The sequence below is a fragment of the Spiroplasma endosymbiont of Aleiodes alternator genome (assembly GCF_964031135.1).
Lineage (GTDB): Bacteria > Bacillota_I > Bacilli_A > Mycoplasmatales > VBWQ01 > Spiroplasma_E.
Genome location: NZ_OZ035008.1, coordinates 905,143 through 924,985 on the forward strand (window position 1 = coordinate 905,143; position 19,843 = coordinate 924,985).

Below are 19,843 nucleotides of genomic sequence, written 5' to 3' on the forward strand. Positions count from 1 at the left end.
GTGTTAAAATTCTAATAACATAATATAGCAGCATCTTGGGAATTTAAGTTAAAGTTTTAATTTTTATGTTCTTCAAAGATATTAAATTTTATAAAATAAAAATAAAGAAAGTAGAAAACTGGTGAAAACATGGCAAAGATAAAAGTATTTGCTCTGGGTGGATTAGATGAACGTGGTAAAAACTTATATGTTGTTGAAGTAAATGATAAGATATTTGTATTTGATGCCGGCATTAGACTCCCAGAAAGAGAAATTTTAGGAATTGATATTATTATTCCGGATTATACATATTTAAAAGAAAATAAACATCGTATTCAAGGTATATTTATTTCAAAACCATCTGATGATGCTTTTGGAGCACTACCTTATATTTTAAAAGATTTTAATAAAATAAAACCCGAGTATAAAGTTCCAATCTTTACTAGTAAACTAACTGATTTTATGATTAAGCAGAAATTAGAACGTTTTCGTTTTATTAATCAAAATGAAATTATAATTAAAACTATTGAACCTGAACAAAAAGTATCATTTGGTAATGTTGTTGTTAAAACATTTAAAACAACTACTTCAATTCCAGGTAGTTTAGGTTTTGTTCTAACTGTAAATAATGGTGAAAATATTAAATTAAATGAAACAATTGTTTATACGGGTGATTATATTTTTGATGGTGAACATCGTAGTGATTTTACTACTGATATTCAACATTTAGCTAGTGTTTCTAAAAATGATGTTTTATTATTAATTAGTGAAGCAACATGTGCCAATAGAAAAGCTTTTACAGCTCCTAAGCATAAAATTCAAACTATTATTGAGCCAGTATTAAAAGAAGCACCAGGAAGAGTTATTCTTGCATGTTATGATCAAGATTTATATCGTGTTAGTGAAATTCTTAATGCTATTAAAGAAACTGACTTTAAACGTAAAATTGCAGTTTATGGTGCAACTTTATATGATATTTTATTAAAAGTTAATGATTTAAACGCTTTCAATATTGATAAATCACAAATTATTAATTTAGCACAAACAATTGGTACTAAAGATACAGTAATTATTGTTACTGGTAGTGGTGAGCGTTTATTTACTAGAATGAATAAAATTACTATTGGTAATGATGATTATTTAAAACTTGAATCCCAAGATACAATAATTTTAGCAACTCCACCAATTCCAGGAAATGAATTGGCTCATGCAGCCTTATTAGATGACTTAGCACGTACTGATGTTAAAGTTATTAATATATCAGAAAAACAAGCTTGAAGTTTAAATGCTTCTTATGAAGATATTAAGTTAATGGTTAATATTATTGAACCAAAATATTTTTTACCAGTTAAAGGTTTATATAAAGATTTTGTAGCAGCACAAGCAGCAGCCATTGATGCTGGTGTATTACATAACAATGCTTTAATTCATGATAATGGTGAAGTTATTACTTTTGAAAATGGTAAATTAATTGATAATTTTGTTAAACAGTATGTTGCACGTACTTCTCGTTTTAATGATAAAAATGCTACTAATAAAACAACAGATAACTTAATAAAAACTGGTGATGTATATGTAGATGGTATTGGTGTTGGTGATATTGGTTCCATTGTTATTAGTGAAAGAAAACAATTACAACGTGATGGTATTTTAATTACAGGAGTGACAATAAATCGTAAAACTAAAGAAATTGTTTCTTTAATTGATGCACAAATGCGTGGTGTTATTTATTTAACTAATAATGAAGAAATGTTGAAAAAATTGCAAAACATTATTATTAATGTTATTGAAAAATATAAAACTAATAATGCTTTTAGTCTTAGTGAAGTTAAGACTAAAATGAAAAATGACTTACAAGATTATATTAAAAAAGAAACTGGTAAGTTACCTATGATTTTAACAGTTGTTAATGAAATTTAAGGTTAACGATAATATCATTAACCTTAACTTATATAATTTTTCATATTTAAACTAATTTTAAAATTTATATAATGTTTAGTAAATTAGAACCAGTTTAGAAAATTACTAAAAACTATTGAAAATAATTTATAGTGCATTTAGTAAAAAAACATGAAAATTATTGCTGGAGAATTTGAAAGTAATAAAAAAATTTCTTCAACTGGTATATTAGTTTTGGTTGAATTTTGGGACTTTCCTAAAAACTGTGTTTTTTAAATAAATTTTAGTTGTAAAATCACTAAGTTACACAGATTGCTGGAAAGTCCCTAAATTTTGAAATTCATAAAAAATATTTTTAATTATATTAGCTAAAAATGTATCTCATTTATTAAATTCATTCATTCCATTCTTAATTCACTTATAATATCCTGATTTTGAAACATTTAATAATCAACATAAATAACTAATCTGATATTTTTTCTTCAATGAGAAAATCACAAAATATTTCTTCTTTTTTGTCGATTTTTCTAAATACTTTTTTATATCGTTCATTGCCTCAATATATTCAATTAATTCTTGTTTTGTCATTTCATTAAAATTTAAAGATTTGGGTTGACCTGTTCTTTTGGTTTTTTTAGCACGAATTCCATTGCCATATTTTAAACCTTTTTCACCTAATAATTTATATGCTTTAATTCATTCTTTTATTGATGATCGACCAATACCATACTCTAATGCGGTTTTATCAATTGTTTTAATTTTACTTATTTTTATTATTTTTAACTTTTCTTCTTTTGATAGTCATTTAGCCATAAAAAAATGAACACCTTCCTTAAAGTATTTTTAACACAAAGGTTACAATTCTGTGTCTACTTTATTCTAGATGTTCAGAATTACCATTAATGGTTAGTATATTTTATTAGGTATCAATCCACTTTTTATTTATCCATGCAAGTCCACATGCTAGCTACTATTTTTAACAACTGTGTTGTAGTTCACTTTTTTAGTTCCCTAACACGTGTTGATAATAGCGTTAAAGACGATTATTAAAAATTTTAAAATTTTACAATTACAAAAAAAGACAAGATTTTTATTCTCGTCTTTTGTCATTTATTTTTAATTCAAGGGTTTAAAAAAGAAAGTATTTATTTTTGAAAATGATTAGTTATTGACATCTTCGACACGCTCCCATTTGTTCTAAAAGAAAAGTATTTGTTTCTAAACTTTCTTTTGCTTTTATTTTCCTTGTCCTAATTTTACATCTTCATAAGTGTATCAGCCACCAGATTTATTAATAACTTCTTTCTCAACAGCAATTGTAATGATTTCACTAATTTTTGAAAATCCTTCTTCAAAACAAAAATCAAGACTTGCTGTTTTAAATGGTGGTGCTACTTTATTTTTTACAACTTTTATTTTTATTTTATGACCAATTATTTGATTACTTTTGATTAATTGTTCACCTTTACGTACTTCTAGTCTAATTGTACTATAAAAACGTAATGCTTTTCCTCCGGGTGTTATTTCAGGATTACCATATATAATACCAACTTTTTCTCGAATTTGATTAATAAATAAAACAATACAATTAGTTTTTGCGATACTTCCACTAATTTTTCGTAATGCTTTAGACATTAATCGCGCTTGAGCACCAATTGTTTGATCATTCATATCACCATCAAGTTCAATTTGTGGAACTAATGCTGCTACTGAATCAACAACAATCATATCTAAAGCTTCTGATTTAACAAGAATATCTAGTATTTCTAATGCTTGTTCTCCTGAATCTGGTTGTGTAATTAATAAACGACTAATATCAACACCTAGTTTTTGACTATACTGACGATCTAATGCATGTTCAGCATCTATAAATGCTATTCTACCATTTTGTTTTTGAACTTCTGCTAAAGCCATTAATGCTAATGTAGTTTTACCTGCCGATTCTGGTCCATAAACTTCAATAATACGACCTTTGGAAAACCTTTAACACCTAAAATATCATCTAATAATATACTTGCTGAACTAATAACTTCAATATCGCCAATACTACTATCACTTAGTAACATAATAGCACCTTTGCCAAATTCTTTTTCAATTTGCTTAATGGTCTTTTCTAATAATTGCTCTTTTTCTTTAATGTTTTTTTCCATAAAATCACCCTACAAAATATTAATAACTCTGTAAGATAATTCCTTTTTAAAATTTAAAAACTTAATAAAATTTTTTTAAAAATAACTACTGCTTTTGCTACTATAGTTGTTCTAATTTCGTTTCTATTACCTAAAATATTTAACACTTCACATCAAACATTATCATTGATAACAATACCTACATATACTAAACCAACCGGTTTATTTTCTAGAGCATTAGGTCCTGCATTTCCAGTAAAACTAATAGCAATATTTGTTTTTAAAATTTTTTGTGTATTTAAAGCCATTTCTATAGCACATTGTTTACTTATTACACCATATTTTTCAATGGTTGTTTTTTTAATTTTAACAATATTGATTTTTGATTCATTAGTATACGTTATAAAACCACCACTAAAATATTTAGAAGCACCAGCAATACTAGTAATCTCTTGAGCAAAAAGTCCACCAGTAATACTTTCACAACAACTAATTCTAAAATTAAATTTTTCTAATAAAACTAAAAGTTCAGTCATTTTTAAACCTTCAATCAAATAATTTACAATACAAAAAAAGAATAAAAAAATCATAAGCCACGTTCTGTTCTTGCTTCTTGCAAGTGCTAACCATTTATCTACTATTGTAAACAATAGTTCGGTTTATTATTCATTTCTAATAAACCAATGCCCCTACCTAAATTTGGGTTTCTCGCTTGTGGGGTTTATCTCGTTCCAGCTTTTAAGTTTCCTTAAAACTCGTCTCTATGACACTTTTATAGACTAGAACCTTATTTAATAAAAAACTTAGGTTTTTGTCAGCCGTCAGAATTACTGCTTAGAGTTATTGTTTTCTCTAACACAAACATTACTTTCATCACAGAAAGTGCGAGCGTGGACTTTCCTCTACATACTAATGCAGCGATTAGCTCATTTTTTATTCTTTTAGAAAAAAATTATAACATATTTATTCTTCATGTACAATACTTTCTAATTTGCTTAACCTCGTAATAATATCAACATTTTCTACACCTTTTTCTTCTAATTTTTGTTTTTCTTGTTTTAAAACTAAAATTTGTGTTTTTAAAACATCAATTTCTTTAAGTAACTTGTAATTATTATTTTCTAAAATTGCATTTTGCTTTTTTAGTTTATTTACAAATTCTTCTAGTATTTCATAATTAGTAGCTACTAAATCAAGAAATAAATCTACTTCTTTAGAATCATAGCCTTTATAATCAACAGTAAATTCTTTATCTATAATATCCTTTTTACAAATATTCATACTTATACCTCCTTTAATTAAAAGGAAAACTATTCCAAAGTTAGTAATATTCTATATGTAAGGGGGAATTAAAATAATGTTTTATGCTAACCGTGGAATGTTTCTTGAAACTATAATTAATTATACTATTGAAATTATAAATAATGAAAAACAAGCACTAATTTTTAAACAAAATCCATCAATTTTATATCAAAACAATAAAATTTTTAAAGAAAAAAGTAATGTTGATTATCATGGAGTTTATCATGGTAAATATTTGTGTTTTGAAGCAAAAAGTACTAAGTCTTTAACATTACCATGAAATAATTTTAAAAAACATCAACTTGAATACTTAGAAAATGCTTTTTATCTTAATGCTATTAGTTTTGTTATTATTTATTTTTCAGAACATAATGCCTTTTTTTTAGTTTTTTGAGAAAAATTAAAATTTTTAAAAGTTCAAAAAAAAGCACTGACATATAAAAAAGTAGAACAAAATGGATATAAATTAGAAATTATATATCCATTTTATCTTGATTTTTTAAAATTTTTAATTTAAGAAGCTAAAGTTTCTGTTTGTTGATTAGTATGTTTTTTAAATTCAGAACTCGCTTTAAATTTAGGTGCTTTAGAAGCACTAATTACAATAGATTCACCAGTTTGGGGATTACGACCTGTTCTTGCTTCACGAATAATAGTTTCAAATATTCCAAATTTTGGTATATTAATTTTACCACCATTTGCAACTTCAACTTTTATCTCTTCAAAAAATAAATCAATAATATTAGTCGCTAAGGCAATTGTGACGTCAGACTTTTGCGCCACTATCTTAATAATTTCTGTCTTTGTTTTAGAATTACTTTTTGCCATAAAAGATTTCCTCCTAATGTTTTAAGAATTATAATTATAATGTCTATTATAGATATTATTATAACTACGTTATCTTCAAACCAATTTAAAAATGTTACTGGTCTGTAATCAAATTATATAGTAACATTTTATAAAGTGAACCATAAAATGTATTTTTTTTTCTAAAAAAATGATAAAATTATTTGAATAATATTTTTTTACACTTATAAAAGTTAAAAAATAAAAATAAAATTTAATTTTCAATACTGATAATAAAATATTAAATAAATATTTAATTAAAATTAAAATGAAAAAATATTAAAATGAAAAAATATTAAAATGAAAAATAATTATTAAAAAAATGAAAAGAAAAACATGTAAAATATATTTATAGTTGTTCAAGTTTTAATAATTAATGATGCTAATTTTATATTACTAATTAATTATTTAATACCAGGTAAATAACTTAAAAATAACGCTACATTTTACTAATATATTCAATGATGCAAAACATAATAATTTTAGAAAGAGTGATAAACTATGAAAAATATTATCCATACGCCTAATGCTCCTGCTGCTATTGGGCCATATAGTCAAGCAATAATTGCAGGTGACTTTTTATATATTTCTGGACAATTACCAATTAATAGTAAAACAGGTGAATTTATTGGCACTGACATTTCTTCACAAACTAAGCAAAGTTTATTAAATATTAAAGCAATTTGTGAAGCTGCTAATATTACTTTAAATAATATTGTAAAAGTTAATATTTTCTTAAAAGACTTAAATCACTTTGTTGAAATAAATAAAGTTTATGAGGAAATATTTGGTACACACGCTCCAGCAAGAGCAGCAGTTCAAGTTGCTAGAATTCCCAAAGATGCATTAATTGAAATTGAAGCAATTGCTTATTTAAAATAATGGACGGTTGTCAAATTTACGAAATAATTAATTATTATATTAGTAACTTATTTCCAAAAATGAATTATTTTAAAAAAAATGAAAATTAGACAAAATTACTCTCTTTAATCCTTAAATTTTTAAATTTATATTCGACGTATTTTAAAAAATATACATTTAAAAAAAATAAAAATTATTATCAATGTTATTAAGGAAAAGACAAGAAATAATCTTGTCTTTTTTTTGTAATTGTAAAATTTTAAAATTTTTAATAACTTTCTTTAATACTATTATCAACACGTGTTAGGGAACTAAAAAAGTGAACTACAACACAGTTGTTCAAAATAGTGGCTAGCATGTGGACTTGCATGGATAAATAAAAAGTGGAGTGATACCTAATAAAATATACTAACCATTTAATGTTAATCCTTGGGGGGGAGCGAATTGGAAACTAGTATATATAGACCTGCTTAGGGAACCTACTATATTAATTCTATTCTTTATTTAACCAACCTTGCCACTCCCAAGTGAGCAAGTGTTGGTTTTATTTTTTATTTTTTTTGAAAAAATTTTTTTTGGGCGAGAAAATAAATTTCAAACTTGTAAAAAAAATTGAGCGGTGCAGGTTCAATTAAAATATTAATTTGTTTAACACAAATTAAATAAATATTGAATCGAATGCCTCGATTTCTTTTTAAAATTTCACAATTTATTTTTGAGCCCAGTTTTCATGGAATGAATAAAACTAATAGTAGTATTATTAATAATCTAAAAATCAAAATATATGTTCTTTATACTAGAAGCAACAGAACATATTAGGAAAGGATTATTATGCAAATAGAATTTAAAAAAGAACAAATTGTTAAAGATAAACCACAATCTATTCTTATTGATTATGTTGAATATAAATTATCGCTTCCAAAATAAATGATTAAAAATAATTCTTTTATTGTTGATAACAGTTACACATATTGAGTTTTTAATTTAGAAAATATTAAAAGAGAATTAAGTGGTAATGAATTAATAAAATTATTAGAACCATATATTAAAGACCAAAAAATAAGTGTTAATAAACAAGAAACACCCAAAGAATATTATCTTAATGATATCAAACTTGAACCATTAACATTTTATGAACAGCATAATAGTTGATTTATGGGTGAAATAACAGATAACAAAACTAATATTACAAATCCATGTTTTAAATACAACATTACATGAGAAGAAAATAGAAAAAGTTTTAAAATAAATAATCCATATAAACACGATGATTTACCAATTAATTATATAGTTACTTCATATAAGGAAATTTCAACTCATAATGAAAAAGTATTTTTGTTGAACATGTAAACAAAATAAATTAGATTATTTATTCTTTAATACTAATGATATAAAAACAAGAAAATATTTTTTAAGAGATAAAAATAGTAAAGCGATTTGTTATGACTGTATTTTAAATATTAGGTTAAGTAGGAGGCATAAATATGAATAAAGAATATTTAACTAAAAGAGGAACGATTTGCATACCAGACAGTGATGATATTGAATTTAAAATAGGGCTAATTAAACTGATTGATGATTTAAAAAAAGATAATTTAGTTTGTGGTCATAAAGAATTTATTGAAGAATGTGAGGCTTTTATGTAATCTGTGTATCTTTGTTTTACAAAGTACTAGTTTAGATTAATTCTATCTTCAAATTTTATCATAAAATGAGCAATTGCTGTATTTCAATTTTGAATGGGCATTGTTCATTTTTTTGTTATATTTTCAATTGCTAAATAAAATATTTTAAAAACTGCCATATCATTAGGAAAAACTTTTTTATTTCTGATAACTTTTCGTAATTGACTATTTACAGATTCAATAGCATTTGTTGTATAAATCACTCTTTTAATTTCTGCAGGATAACTAATAAAAACAATTAAATTATCTCAATTTTTATATCAAGATTTAGCAATTTGAGGATATTGTTTATTTCACTTATTTTCAAAGGATTCTAAAGCCTGCATTGCTTGTTCTTCACTACATGCAGTATAAATTGGTTTTAAATCTGCAACTAGAGATTTTCTATGCTTATATGAGACATATTTCAAACTATTTCTAATTTGATGAACTATGCATAATTGATGTTCTGTTTTAAGATAAACTGATTGTATTACTTCTGACATGCCTGTTAAATTATCACTGCAGGCAATAAGAATATCATTTAAGCCACGATTTTTCATTTCTGTTAAATTTGCTAATCAAAATTTAGCACCTTCATTTTCACTAATTCATAAACCTAAAACATCTTTTTTACCTTCTAAATCAACTCCTAAAGCTATATAAACTGATTTATTAATAATCCTTTTATCTTGTCGTACTTTCACTATTATGCAATCAAAATAAACAATCGGATAGACACTTTCTAATGGTCGATTTTGCCATGCTTTTACATCATCAATAACATCATCAGTAATTTGACTAATAACACTTTCACTAATATCAGCACCATGATATAACTCTTGTAATTGCATTCTAATATCTGATAATGTCATACCTTTTGCATATAAAGAAAGAACTTGTTGATCAAAACCTTCAAATCTTCTTTGTCTTTTTGCAACTATTACAGGATTAAAATTACTATTGCGATCTCGTGGTACATCAATCTCAATTTTACCTTGTTGAGTTATTAATTTTTTTGAACTTATACCATTACGAGCATTGTCACTATTACTATGTTGATTCTTATCATATCCTAAATAATTTTGCATCTCAGAATTCAACATTTTTTCTACTAATCTTTTTGTTAATTCTTTATACAATCCTCCCTCTTTAAAAACTGTTGTTAAATCTTCAGTATTTTCTAATAATAAATCTACTGCTTTTGATATTGGATCATTATTATTAATATTTTGCTTTTTAGCCATCTGTAACTCACTCTTTCTAGTCATTTAATTATATTTACTAGAATTAATTAAACATAGTTATTTTTGTAAGTTACACAGATTACTAAACATTACCAAGAATGTAAATATTGTTGATGTAATTGTGATTTAGAAATTATTAAAACGGTTATTAGAGGTTAACTTAATTAATGCAATATGACTTAATTATTGGAATTGACCCTGCTGGAATTGGTAATAATGGAATGGTTATATATTCAAGTGAAACTAATAATATTACTTTTAATGAAACATTCAAAACTAAAACAGTTTTAGAAACTTGAATTGTAAATATAAATGGGACAAATGGGACAGTTTTTAAAATAATTGTATTAAGTCTATTGGGCTTTTATAAGATAGTGATTTTCTGGGTGTAGAATTAATTTGAAATGCTATAGCATTTAAGTCTTTTTGTTTATATAAAGATAGATCTGTAGATTTTGGTAAATATCTTCTTAAAATACCATTATTATTTTCATTTAAACCTCTTTGACAAGGTTTGCCAGGATCTGCAAAATAAATCTTAACATTGCAAATTTTTTCGATTAATTTTCATTTACTAAATTCTTTACCACGATCAAAAGTAATAGTTTTAACTGTTCCTTTTTGTAACTTTGAAATAAATTTTATTATACTTTTTGTAATATTTTCTGCTTTATGATTTTTAGAAACTAAAGGAATTGTGGTTTTTGATCATATATCAGCTAAAGTAATAATAGAACTTTTATGATCTTTACCAATGATAGTATCACCCTCTAAATGACCAAATTCTTGTATATTTTTAATATTAGGAATGATTAAATTTCTTTCATGAATAGATTTACAATTATTAATTCGTCCTCTAGTTTCTTTTCGTTTATGAGGTTTATTTTTTCCTTTTCTCAATAAGTTATTTTCATCAAAACCCATTCGATTTGTTTTAAACATGTTATATAAAGTTTTTGTTGAAATACTTTTTATTTTATTTTCCTTTAAAAAATTAGCAATTATATCAAGCGCATAATTTTTAGTAATTAACAAATAATTAATAGTATTAATTTCTGTTAAAGTTAAAATTATTAATTTTCTACCTGCATTTTGCTTCTTTTTTTGAATTTGATTCAATATTTCTAATGGTAATAAGTTTTGATTTAATAATCTGCAAACTCTATGTACAGTTGATTTACTATAATCAACAGCTTTTGCTATTTTACGAATTGAAAATTCATAACTTTTATATTCTTTTATTGCTATTATTGATTCAATAGTCAGATAATTATACATTGTGCTAATTCCTTTCTTTTCTTAATTATAGAATTAACACAATTTAATTTTTATATAAATGTCCTTTTTAATTTTACAATTCAGGTTTTATTGGTGAAAATGATAAAACTAGAAGAATACATCAAGAAAGTGAATTTTATCATAGTAATGCAATAATGCAATTTAAAGATACTTATGAATTAGCAAATAATATTATTGATTATTATTTAGATGAAAGTATTAAATTTCAAGCAATGAAATTTGGATTTACTTGTTATGTTGATTATGGTAGTGGTGGATTAGCAGTTATTGATATTTTAAAAAAAGAAGTAGAAAAAAGAAAAATAAATTGATTACATTTTACTCCAGTAGATAAAACTACAATGTATTTAAGAGATAGAATTGATTGAGATACTATTTGTATGATTAAAGGTATATTAGTATTAATTGAAAAAAATGTCCTAATACACATTAAGAATTATCAAAAATGCAATGATTAGCAAAATCTAAATTAGAAAATTCAAATAATGAACCACAAATGCTTGATTTATATGATAATTGTTGAGATGCAAGAATGTATGCTTCAATGCATAAAATGAAATGATTAATTAATAATATTAATAATGATTTATTAATTAATAAAAATAAATTTGGAGAGTGATAAAAATGAATAATCCATTAGAATATCTTTCTTGTAATAGAAGAGAATGATATAGTGATATTCCTATGAGAATTGCTCAAAAATCGGGACTTTCCTAAAAACTGTGTTTTTTAAATAAATTTTAGTTGTAAAATCACTAAGTTACACAGATTGCTGCAAAGTCCCCAAAAATCAACTAAATTATGATTAGGTAAAGGTTTATTATTTGATAGTGAAAAAGAAACTATTTTAAAATATTTTACTAATAAAATTATTAGTGATAAATGATTTGAAAAATTATATAAATTTGGAATACAAGAAAGTTTACTTGGAAAAGTATATATAATGCCTATTATTTATAAAGATAATAGTACAAGTTTAAAAGTATTACCTAATAGTTTTGCTGGTAGAGTTGCTAAATATAATGAAGAAGAACAATGTGCAGAATTCTTTTTTATAAATGAACAAGCAGATAGTGCAACATTAACTTGAGTAATTGCTGAAAATGGAAAAATAAGATTTGAAACTTATAAAAATGATAATAAAAATGAAAAAGAAATTATTTTAGGAACAGCACATACAAAATTAAAACCTAATTTAATACCAAAATATAGTTATGAGATTAAAAATCCTTGAAATTATTTACCAATATTAGAAATAACAAATTTACCAATGGTTAATTTTTATGGTAATTCAACAACTTTAAATGCATATCCAGATACTTATCCAGTTTGAAATTTAATTGAATATTATCATAAATCTTATACTCAAAGAAATGTTGATAGAGAATTAAATGTTACAACATTATTTGGTGCATTTGATAATGAAACTGTTAAAAATATGATTGAACATGGAAAAATTATTGATAATCCTAAAAAAAATATTGTAGTTAATGTTGGTACTGCTGGATATAATAAATCTGGTGCTGGTGGTATGGAAGTTATACAAGGTGATTTTAATGCTAGTAATTATATTTTAGATAAAGATGATTTAGGAAAAGATATATGAAATGGTGCTGGATATGATTATAATGAATTTTCTCGTGTAAATTATGAAAATAAAACTAAATCATTATTTAATAATAAAAATGATATGGAAACAACAGAAACTAAAATAAGTCATTATTCATATTATTTTTATAGATTTTTTGATATGTTATTAATTCATGAAAAATTATGAGATGGTATTGGTGATAGACCTTATAGTTTTAAATTTTTACCTATTGCTATGACTGACCAATTATTAAAACAAGAAATGATTAGTCAAAGATTAGCAGATAGAACAATGTCATATACACAAGCTATTGCTGAATTAGATGAAGTAACAAAACAACAAGCAAAAAAACATTATAAAGAAATAAAAGAAGAAGATAAAGAAGAAATAAAATTATTAGGAGAAAATGAAAATGATACATCAACAAATTCAATTAATGAAACATCTACACATTCAATTAAAAAGACAACAATTGCTAATTAAAAGATGTAGTTATTGAAAAATATTTCCATTTGTTATTAATAATGGAGCAATTCCTTTAACTGAAACTGGTTATAAACCAATTAATAGTAAAATAAGTGATTTTGGACAATATGAATTAATATTAACTGGTACTACTCCAGTTGTATGTATTTGAAAAAATAGTACAAAAATATATCAAAAAAATAAAGGTAAAATTGACCCTATAACTCATAAACCGAGTGGTCAAGATGAATTTTATACAAAAAAATATAAAATAGGTGATTATTGAAATGCTTATTTAATTGATGATACAAGTGGTGTTGATTTTAGTAATTTACCAAATAATCAAATATTTAAAACAGTACAAACAAAAAGACAATATACTTTAGTTATGTTTGAAGAACATATTACAATTGATGATTATTTACAATTTTTTTGTGTATTTAATGATGAAAATGAAAATATTGGTGGTAATAGTGGTAAAAATCAAGATAGACAATTATTATATATTTCAAATGTAACAAATTATTATAGTCCTTATAATGGTGCATTTAGTATGCAAGTATTAACTTTTAGTAGTTTAAATGATAGAGTAGTTTCTACTGGTCAAAATACACTTGATTTTGTACAGTATGCTTCACCAGGTAGTGGTTATGCTTTCCCAACTATTGAACAAGGAAAAGTAACGTTAAATCGTACTTTAATGCGTGATATTGGTGTACGTTATAGTCATAGACAAAGTTATGGATTAGAATTATTAACAAGTTGTTATTATTATGGAAGACCAATAATTCAAGGACAAGAACCTATACAACAAAATAATGAAGAAATATTTGAAAGTAAAGTATTTGCTTCAAGAAGATTATTTATTGCTGGTAATAATGAAAAATCTACAACTAATATTAAAAATAATGGTGGTTTAATTGCTGGTATAAATGATAAAATAACAACAAATAGTCATCCAGAAACTACATTTTATAATATAATGAATGCAACACCTACTGGATTTACTAATTTTAAAAATTTTACAGAATGATTAAAAACTTCATTAAATTTTCAAGATAATTTATTTGTAACAAAATATTTTAAAGGTATGTTAGCATTTGATAAAGATAAAGAAAGATTAAGTAATGGTACATCAGTAGGAGAAGCAAAATTCTTTTGAGATAGTGAATGAAATATAAATAATTTAACTGGTAATTATAATGTTGATATGAGTAGTAATTTTAAATATAAAGACCCAGAATCTGGATTAATTATAGGAAGTCCAACTGTTGATTATTCAAAAATAAGTCAAAAATATATGTCAGCAATATTAAATTTTAATTCAGTTGTATTTAGTCCATTAATACAAATGCCTTATGATAGTCAACAATGATTACCTTTTGCATTAAGTGATATTCCTTTAATTGGTAAATTATTAAATGCTTTAACATTAGGTATATGAAGTAGTTGAGTTATTACTCAAAATGCTCAACAATATAAAAAAATGTTATATTTTAATGGTTTTATGAGTGCATTTTTTACAAGTAATTTAGAAAGTATTATTGGTAATGGTGGTTTAATTCCTTTAAATGCATTTACAAATGATAATGATTTTACTATTGGTAAATTATTAGGTGCAAATGTTTCAACAACTGCTATGACTATGAAATTAAGTGATAGAGTTAGTGTTTATCCATGAGATGCTAAAACTGGTAAAAAGTTAGAAGTAAAAGAACAAATAAGTACAGTTGATTTATCACAAAAGAAAACAAAAGAAATTTTTAATCATATAATAGATGATAAAGTATATATAATGGCAGAAGATACAGAATTTTTAGATATTGCTTCACCATTAACTAATGAAGATACTGAATGTCAATGAAATCCAACAGCAAATGGAGTTATTAATGGTTCAAATTATGCTTATATTATTGATACAATTGTTACTCAAAGTTTACATCAAGGTGAAGAAAGACATACATTTTATAGTGATAATCCTTTTACTTATCAAGGTGATTATAATGAAATATCAGTTGCACAGTTTAGATATAATAATATGGGTTATTTAACTGGTAATGCTTTTAATTGAACAACTTTATATAAATTAAATCATGATGAATATTCAGAAAGTGAAGAAACTACATTTAGTTATCCAGCAAAAATATTACCACCAAGTCCTCAAAATATAGCAAAACAAATTGTAATAATTCCAAAAAATCCAAGTATAGAAGTTAATATACCCCAAACACATATATTTAATCATACAAAAGATAAATTAATATGAGATTATAATAAATGAGTAGAAAATGTAGTATCTAAAATTAAACCATTAGAAGTAAATATTAATTTTAAAGATTATTTAGACCCTACATTATTAATTAAAACTTTTAATGATTTAAAAAGATATTATAAAAGTGTAGATGTATATTTAAGTTATGAATATGAAACAGAAGAATGATTTAATCTTGAATTAAGTAGTTGTTCTACAACAAGAAAAGGGACTTTCCTAAAAACTGTGTTTTTTAAATAAATTTTAGTTGTAAAATCACTAAGTTACACAGATTGCTGGAAAGTCCCGATTTACAACAAATGCTATTGAATCTGTAAATAGTCAATTACGAAAAGTTATCAGAAATAAAAAAGTTTTTCCTAATGATATGGCAGTTTTTAAAATATTTTATTTAGCAATTGAAAATATAACAAAAAAATGAACAATGCCCATTCAAAATTGAAATACAGCAATTGCTCATTTTATGATAAAATTTGAAGATAGAATTAATCTAAACTAGTACTTTGTAAAACAAAGATACACAGATTACATAAAAGTCCCTATTTGTCAAGATTAACTTAATTCATTTTTAAATTCATAAATATGAATATCAGTTTTATCAACAACAAAACCAATAACATACGAAATACCACAAAGAAAATCAATAATTCTTCTTCGATCATTTTCAACAGTTGTTGTTAAATTAACTTTAATTGGTTTTTGTAAAATCATAGCATTAGCAACTGATTCAATTTCTTGATAATTTTTAGGAGCAAATTCTTGTATTTGTTCTTGAAAACTGGTTTTATAATTACTATTTTCATCATTGTCTTTATATTTTTTACTTCTTCATCCCATAATTAATTAAACTCCCTTTCGTCTTCGTAAAAATGATGGTAAATCATCATCTGCCTCCATTGCTGCTTCTTGGACTAAATTTTGTTGTTCTTCTTCTTTTTTCTTTGTTTGTTCTTTAATTTCTTCACTTAAATATTGAGTCTTATTGGTAATAAATTCATGATTATCAACTTTTGAACTATAAACAAAATTATTAGCATTGGCACCTTCTTCATCAAAACCAGTGGCAATAACTGTTACAATCATTTCATCATTTAAATTTTCATTAACAGCAACACCAAAAATGATATTAACATCATTACCCGCAGCATCACGAACTAAATCAACAGCAATATTAGCATCAGTTAATGTCATTGTTGTTCCACCAGTAACATTAACAATAGCATTTTTAGCACCCTTAATTGTCACATCATCAAGTAAAGGAGAAGAAATAGCTTTTGTTGCGGCTTGTTTAGCTTTATGTTCACCCTTTGACATTCCAATACCAAATAAAGCATTACCTTTATTTTCAATAATAGTACGAACATCAGCAAAATCTAAATTTATTAAAGCAGGAACAGCAATTAAATCAGTAATAGTCTGTACACCTTGACGTAAAATATTATCTGCTTCTTTAAACGAATCTTTAAGAGGGATATTACCAATTACTTGTAATAATTTATCATTAGAAATAATAATAATTGCATCAACTTGTTTCTTTAAATTTTCAATTCCAACTATAGCATGAGCATTACGATTACGTCCTTCAAATTTAAATGGTTTAGTAACAATAGCAATTGTTAAAGCACCACATTCTTTAGCAATTCTTGCAACAATTGATGCAGCACCAGTACCAGTACCACCACCCATACCAGCAGCAATAAAAACCATATCTGCACCATCAAAAGCACGTTTAATTTCTGCTTCACTTTCAATTGCGGCTTGTTTACCAATTTCAGGATTAGCTCCTGCTCCAAGTCCCTTTGATAATTCTTTGCCCAAAATAATTTTATTTTCAGCTGGTGATGCATTAACTACTTGTGCATCAGTATTAGCAACATAAAAATCAACACCTTGTACCTCTGCTTCAATCATTCTATTAACAGCATTATTACCAGCACCACCAATACCAATTACCCGAATTGATGCTATTGGTTTAAATTGTGAATTATTATGTTCCATTTTATTTTCCTCCTGAGTAATCAAATTGTCTTCTTCTATTTACTACCATCATTATACTGATAATTTGGTTGAAAGGGGGAATTATAATGCTTATTATCATGATTATTAGAATGCGTATAATGATTTAATTTTGATACAATTTCTGGTTTATGTATTGATGAAATATAATTATTACTAAAAACATTTACTAAATGTTGGTAGTGAGTATTACCGATTAAAGTAGTTCACTGATAACTATATGCACCAGGAGTTTGGCTGAGCATATATTTTACTTCTTTTAGTTTGCTATTATTTTTAAAATAGTTGGCAAAACCACATAAACCAATAGTAATTCCCGTAAAAATAATTTCCATATCTGAACTATTATTATCACTAACTTCATCAAGAAAATATTCAATACAAGAAATAATTTCATTAATTTGTTTTTTAACTGTTGCTTGTAAATCAGTTTTTGTTAAACGAACAATAGATTTTGTTTGATCATCAACATACTTATCAACAACAACATCGCATAAATAATTACTACTTATATTAATAATTTTTTGTAAATATCTTTCAGCTTTATCATAACCACAATGCATTTGCTTCATTAATGATTGAATTATTTGATTTCAACCAATTTTAATATTAGTTGTTGCAAATAATACTGAATTACTAAAAACACTAATCTTAGTACTATTAATATTTCAATCAACTAAAACTGTATTACGATTAAAATCAGTATTTTTAATATTACATACTAATGCAAATTGATCTAAAGTAACAGTTAACAATTCTGTTTCGGCATTAGTTAATACTTCGAGGTGAGAATTATATAAACTTTTAGGTAATGAATAAACTAAAGCATCAACATGCATAACTTGTCCTTTTTTAGCAATTGGTAATTGTTCATTACCAATTGCATGATCAACTTTAAAATTGTATGGTTTAGTTAAACAAATAATTTCACTATTATCAATAGTAATGTTTTTGGCCATTTCAATCACTTTACTACAATCTTCATCAGTGATAATGTGATTAGCATCTTTAAAATCAAGTGATGCTTGTGATTGATAAATTTTTAAATTATTTGAAGGTAAAGTTAAGGCAATACGTTGTACTTTTATATTTAAAGTATTATTAATTTTATTAATAATTTGCCTTAATAACTTACCTGTAGCAATTGAATTAATAATTACACCATTTTCAGAAAACTGTTCAGTATCAACAGTTTCTTTATATAAAACCTGAATTTGATTATTAACATAATTATTAACCATAACTTTTAAACTAAAATCTTCAATTTGACATACAACATATAGTTCTTGAAAATTCATATTGCTCACCTCCAAACATTTTTATGAATCAATATAAGTAATAACTCTTATTTTTGCACTTCGTGCTCTTGGATTTTTATTTATTTCATCAGGCTTTGGTGTAATTGGTTTTTTAATTATTAACTGATATTTTGTTTTTCAATTATTATGAACTGGTAATTTAGCATATAATTGTGCTTGTGGATCAATTAAAACTTCATTAAAAGTTTGTTTAACAATACGATCTTCTAAAGAATGAAAACTAATAACAACAATTCTACCATTAGATTTTAATAATTTCAAAGATTGTTTTAAAGAAGATTTTAATGTTTCTAACTCGTTATTAACAGCAATTCTTAATGCTTGAAAAGTCTTTTTGGCAGGATGATGATGCTTATTTAATACTCTTACTGGTAATGATTTTTTAATAATCGTAACCAATTGTAAAGTGGTATCAATTGGTTGAAAAGTTCTTGTTTTAATAATATTTTTAGCAATACTACTAGCAAATACTTCTTCACCATAATTTTTAATAATTGTTTTTAATTGCTCATAATTATAATTATTAACAATATCTCACGCATTTAATTTTTGACTTTGATCCATACGCATATCTAACTTAGCATCTTTCATATAACTAAATCCTCTAATATCTTCATCAACTTGTGGTGATGATATACCTAAATCATATAATATACCATCAACTTTAGTAATATTTCTTTTTAAAAGCTCAGATTGAATATTTGCAAAATTACTTTTAATTATTTCATATTTATCTTTAAAATCTTTTAAAATAATTTTACTATTATCAATGGCCATTTGATCTTGATCAAAAGCATATAGTTTGCCAGAGGTAAGTTTTGATAGTATAACTTTACTATGACCTGCTCGTCCTAATGTACAATCGACATAAATACCATCAGGTTTAATATTTAAGAAATCAATTGCTTCTGTTAACATTACAGAAATGTGTCTTGCATTGATATTATTCATAAT

General features: G+C 24.7%; 20 protein-coding genes, 1 other RNA gene and 2 pseudogenes. 11 read left to right on the forward strand and 12 right to left on the reverse strand.

The window, feature by feature from the left end:
* The first annotated feature begins 129 nt into the window (after positions 1–129).
* Positions 130–1,899 carry a ribonuclease J gene (locus tag ACQH20_RS05350; RefSeq protein ID WP_425376783.1) on the forward strand — a complete coding sequence of 590 codons (1,770 nt, stop codon included), beginning with the start codon at positions 130–132 and terminating at the stop codon, positions 1,897–1,899.
* 282 nt (positions 1,900–2,181) lie between these two features.
* On the opposite strand, the gene ACQH20_RS05355 is transcribed toward ACQH20_RS05350, so the two are convergent.
* The 5 genes and pseudogenes from ACQH20_RS05355 to ACQH20_RS05375 all read right to left on the reverse strand — a co-directional run bounded on the left by ACQH20_RS05355 (position 2,182) and on the right by ACQH20_RS05375 (position 5,288).
* The gene (locus tag ACQH20_RS05355) at positions 2,182–2,691 is read right to left on the reverse strand and encodes a hypothetical protein (RefSeq protein ID WP_425376784.1); all 510 of its coding nucleotides are present in this window, start codon (positions 2,689–2,691) and stop codon (positions 2,182–2,184) included.
* A 426-nt stretch (positions 2,692–3,117) separates the two neighbouring features.
* Positions 3,118–4,028, reverse strand: a pseudogene (recA, locus tag ACQH20_RS05360) (recombinase RecA); the annotation flags it as partial.
* Positions 4,029–4,081: 53 nt separating this feature from the next.
* Positions 4,082–4,543, reverse strand: a complete 462-nt coding sequence (locus ACQH20_RS05365) for a CinA family protein (RefSeq protein WP_425376785.1) — start codon at positions 4,541–4,543, stop codon at positions 4,082–4,084.
* 48 nt (positions 4,544–4,591) lie between these two features.
* An RNA gene (gene rnpB / locus ACQH20_RS05370) (RNase P RNA component class B) lies at positions 4,592–4,941 on the reverse strand.
* Positions 4,942–4,970: 29 nt separating this feature from the next.
* The gene (locus ACQH20_RS05375) at positions 4,971–5,288 is read right to left on the reverse strand and encodes a DivIVA domain-containing protein (RefSeq protein WP_338959370.1); all 318 of its coding nucleotides are present in this window, start codon (positions 5,286–5,288) and stop codon (positions 4,971–4,973) included.
* A 76-nt stretch (positions 5,289–5,364) separates the two neighbouring features.
* On the opposite strand from ACQH20_RS05375, the gene ACQH20_RS05380 reads away from it, so the two are divergent.
* Positions 5,365–5,826 (forward strand): Holliday junction resolvase RecU, encoded by a 462-nt coding sequence (locus ACQH20_RS05380; protein WP_338959369.1) that lies wholly within the window; start codon positions 5,365–5,367, stop codon positions 5,824–5,826.
* On the opposite strand, the gene ACQH20_RS05385 is transcribed toward ACQH20_RS05380, so the two are convergent.
* Positions 5,823–6,137: an HU family DNA-binding protein gene (locus ACQH20_RS05385; protein WP_252320859.1), complete on the reverse strand. Its 315-nt coding sequence runs from the start codon at positions 6,135–6,137 to the stop codon at positions 5,823–5,825. The genes ACQH20_RS05380 and ACQH20_RS05385 overlap by 4 nt on opposite strands.
* Before the next feature lie 519 nt (positions 6,138–6,656).
* Between ACQH20_RS05385 and ACQH20_RS05390 the strand changes: the two genes are divergently transcribed.
* The 3 genes from ACQH20_RS05390 (at position 6,657) to ACQH20_RS05400 (ending at position 8,662) form a co-directional block, all read left to right on the forward strand.
* Positions 6,657–7,037 carry a RidA family protein gene (locus ACQH20_RS05390; RefSeq protein WP_425376786.1) on the forward strand — a complete coding sequence of 127 codons (381 nt, stop codon included), beginning with the start codon at positions 6,657–6,659 and terminating at the stop codon, positions 7,035–7,037.
* Positions 7,038–7,943: 906 nt separating this feature from the next.
* Positions 7,944–8,366, forward strand: coding sequence for a hypothetical protein (locus ACQH20_RS05395; RefSeq protein WP_425376787.1), 423 nt, complete (start codon positions 7,944–7,946; stop codon positions 8,364–8,366).
* A gap of 134 nt (positions 8,367–8,500) precedes the next feature.
* Positions 8,501–8,662, forward strand: coding sequence for a hypothetical protein (locus ACQH20_RS05400; protein WP_425376788.1), 162 nt, complete (start codon positions 8,501–8,503; stop codon positions 8,660–8,662).
* 26 nt (positions 8,663–8,688) lie between these two features.
* Here ACQH20_RS05400 and ACQH20_RS05405 read toward each other — a convergent pair whose 3' ends face one another.
* Positions 8,689–9,927 (reverse strand): IS256 family transposase, encoded by a 1,239-nt coding sequence (locus tag ACQH20_RS05405; RefSeq protein WP_425377590.1) that lies wholly within the window; start codon positions 9,925–9,927, stop codon positions 8,689–8,691.
* A 167-nt stretch (positions 9,928–10,094) separates the two neighbouring features.
* On the opposite strand from ACQH20_RS05405, the gene ACQH20_RS05410 reads away from it, so the two are divergent.
* Positions 10,095–10,319 carry a hypothetical protein gene (locus tag ACQH20_RS05410; protein WP_425376789.1) on the forward strand — a complete coding sequence of 75 codons (225 nt, stop codon included), beginning with the start codon at positions 10,095–10,097 and terminating at the stop codon, positions 10,317–10,319.
* Here the strand turns inward: ACQH20_RS05410 and ACQH20_RS05415 are convergent.
* A complete protein-coding gene (locus tag ACQH20_RS05415; RefSeq protein WP_425376790.1) occupies positions 10,261–11,205 on the reverse strand; it encodes an IS30 family transposase in 945 nt (314 codons plus the stop codon). The two genes, ACQH20_RS05410 and ACQH20_RS05415, sit on opposite strands and share 59 nt — an antisense overlap.
* Before the next feature lie 155 nt (positions 11,206–11,360).
* Between ACQH20_RS05415 and ACQH20_RS05420 the strand changes: the two genes are divergently transcribed.
* From ACQH20_RS05420 to ACQH20_RS05440, 5 genes and pseudogenes are all read left to right on the forward strand, one after another.
* On the forward strand, positions 11,361–11,684 hold the full coding sequence (locus ACQH20_RS05420; protein WP_425376791.1) for a hypothetical protein: 324 nt from the start codon (positions 11,361–11,363) through the stop codon (positions 11,682–11,684).
* Positions 11,672–11,848 (forward strand): hypothetical protein, encoded by a 177-nt coding sequence (locus ACQH20_RS05425; RefSeq protein WP_425376792.1) that lies wholly within the window; start codon positions 11,672–11,674, stop codon positions 11,846–11,848. The genes ACQH20_RS05420 and ACQH20_RS05425 overlap by 13 nt, the downstream gene beginning before the upstream one ends.
* Positions 11,849–11,995: 147 nt before the next feature.
* The gene (locus ACQH20_RS05430) at positions 11,996–13,300 is read left to right on the forward strand and encodes a hypothetical protein (protein ID WP_425376793.1); all 1,305 of its coding nucleotides are present in this window, start codon (positions 11,996–11,998) and stop codon (positions 13,298–13,300) included.
* Positions 13,230–15,794: a hypothetical protein gene (locus ACQH20_RS05435; protein WP_425376794.1), complete on the forward strand. Its 2,565-nt coding sequence runs from the start codon at positions 13,230–13,232 to the stop codon at positions 15,792–15,794. Before ACQH20_RS05430 ends, ACQH20_RS05435 begins: the two co-directional genes overlap by 71 nt.
* Positions 15,795–15,843: 49 nt before the next feature.
* Positions 15,844–16,053: pseudogene (locus tag ACQH20_RS05440) on the forward strand (transposase); the annotation flags it as partial.
* 53 nt (positions 16,054–16,106) lie between these two features.
* On the opposite strand, the gene sepF reads toward ACQH20_RS05440, so the two are convergent.
* The 4 genes from sepF to rsmH are packed head-to-tail and all read right to left on the reverse strand — an operon-like array spanning position 16,107 to position 19,840.
* Positions 16,107–16,391: a cell division protein SepF gene (gene sepF, locus ACQH20_RS05445; RefSeq protein ID WP_174480582.1), complete on the reverse strand. Its 285-nt coding sequence runs from the start codon at positions 16,389–16,391 to the stop codon at positions 16,107–16,109.
* 6 nt (positions 16,392–16,397) lie between these two features.
* Positions 16,398–17,552: a cell division protein FtsZ gene (gene ftsZ, locus ACQH20_RS05450; protein ID WP_425376795.1), complete on the reverse strand. Its 1,155-nt coding sequence runs from the start codon at positions 17,550–17,552 to the stop codon at positions 16,398–16,400.
* 35 nt (positions 17,553–17,587) lie between these two features.
* Positions 17,588–18,868, reverse strand: a complete 1,281-nt coding sequence (locus ACQH20_RS05455; RefSeq protein WP_286642492.1) for a hypothetical protein — start codon at positions 18,866–18,868, stop codon at positions 17,588–17,590.
* Positions 18,869–18,889: 21 nt separating this feature from the next.
* Positions 18,890–19,840, reverse strand: coding sequence for a 16S rRNA (cytosine(1402)-N(4))-methyltransferase RsmH (gene rsmH, locus ACQH20_RS05460; RefSeq protein ID WP_425376796.1), 951 nt, complete (start codon positions 19,838–19,840; stop codon positions 18,890–18,892).
* Positions 19,841–19,843 lie beyond the last annotated feature (3 nt).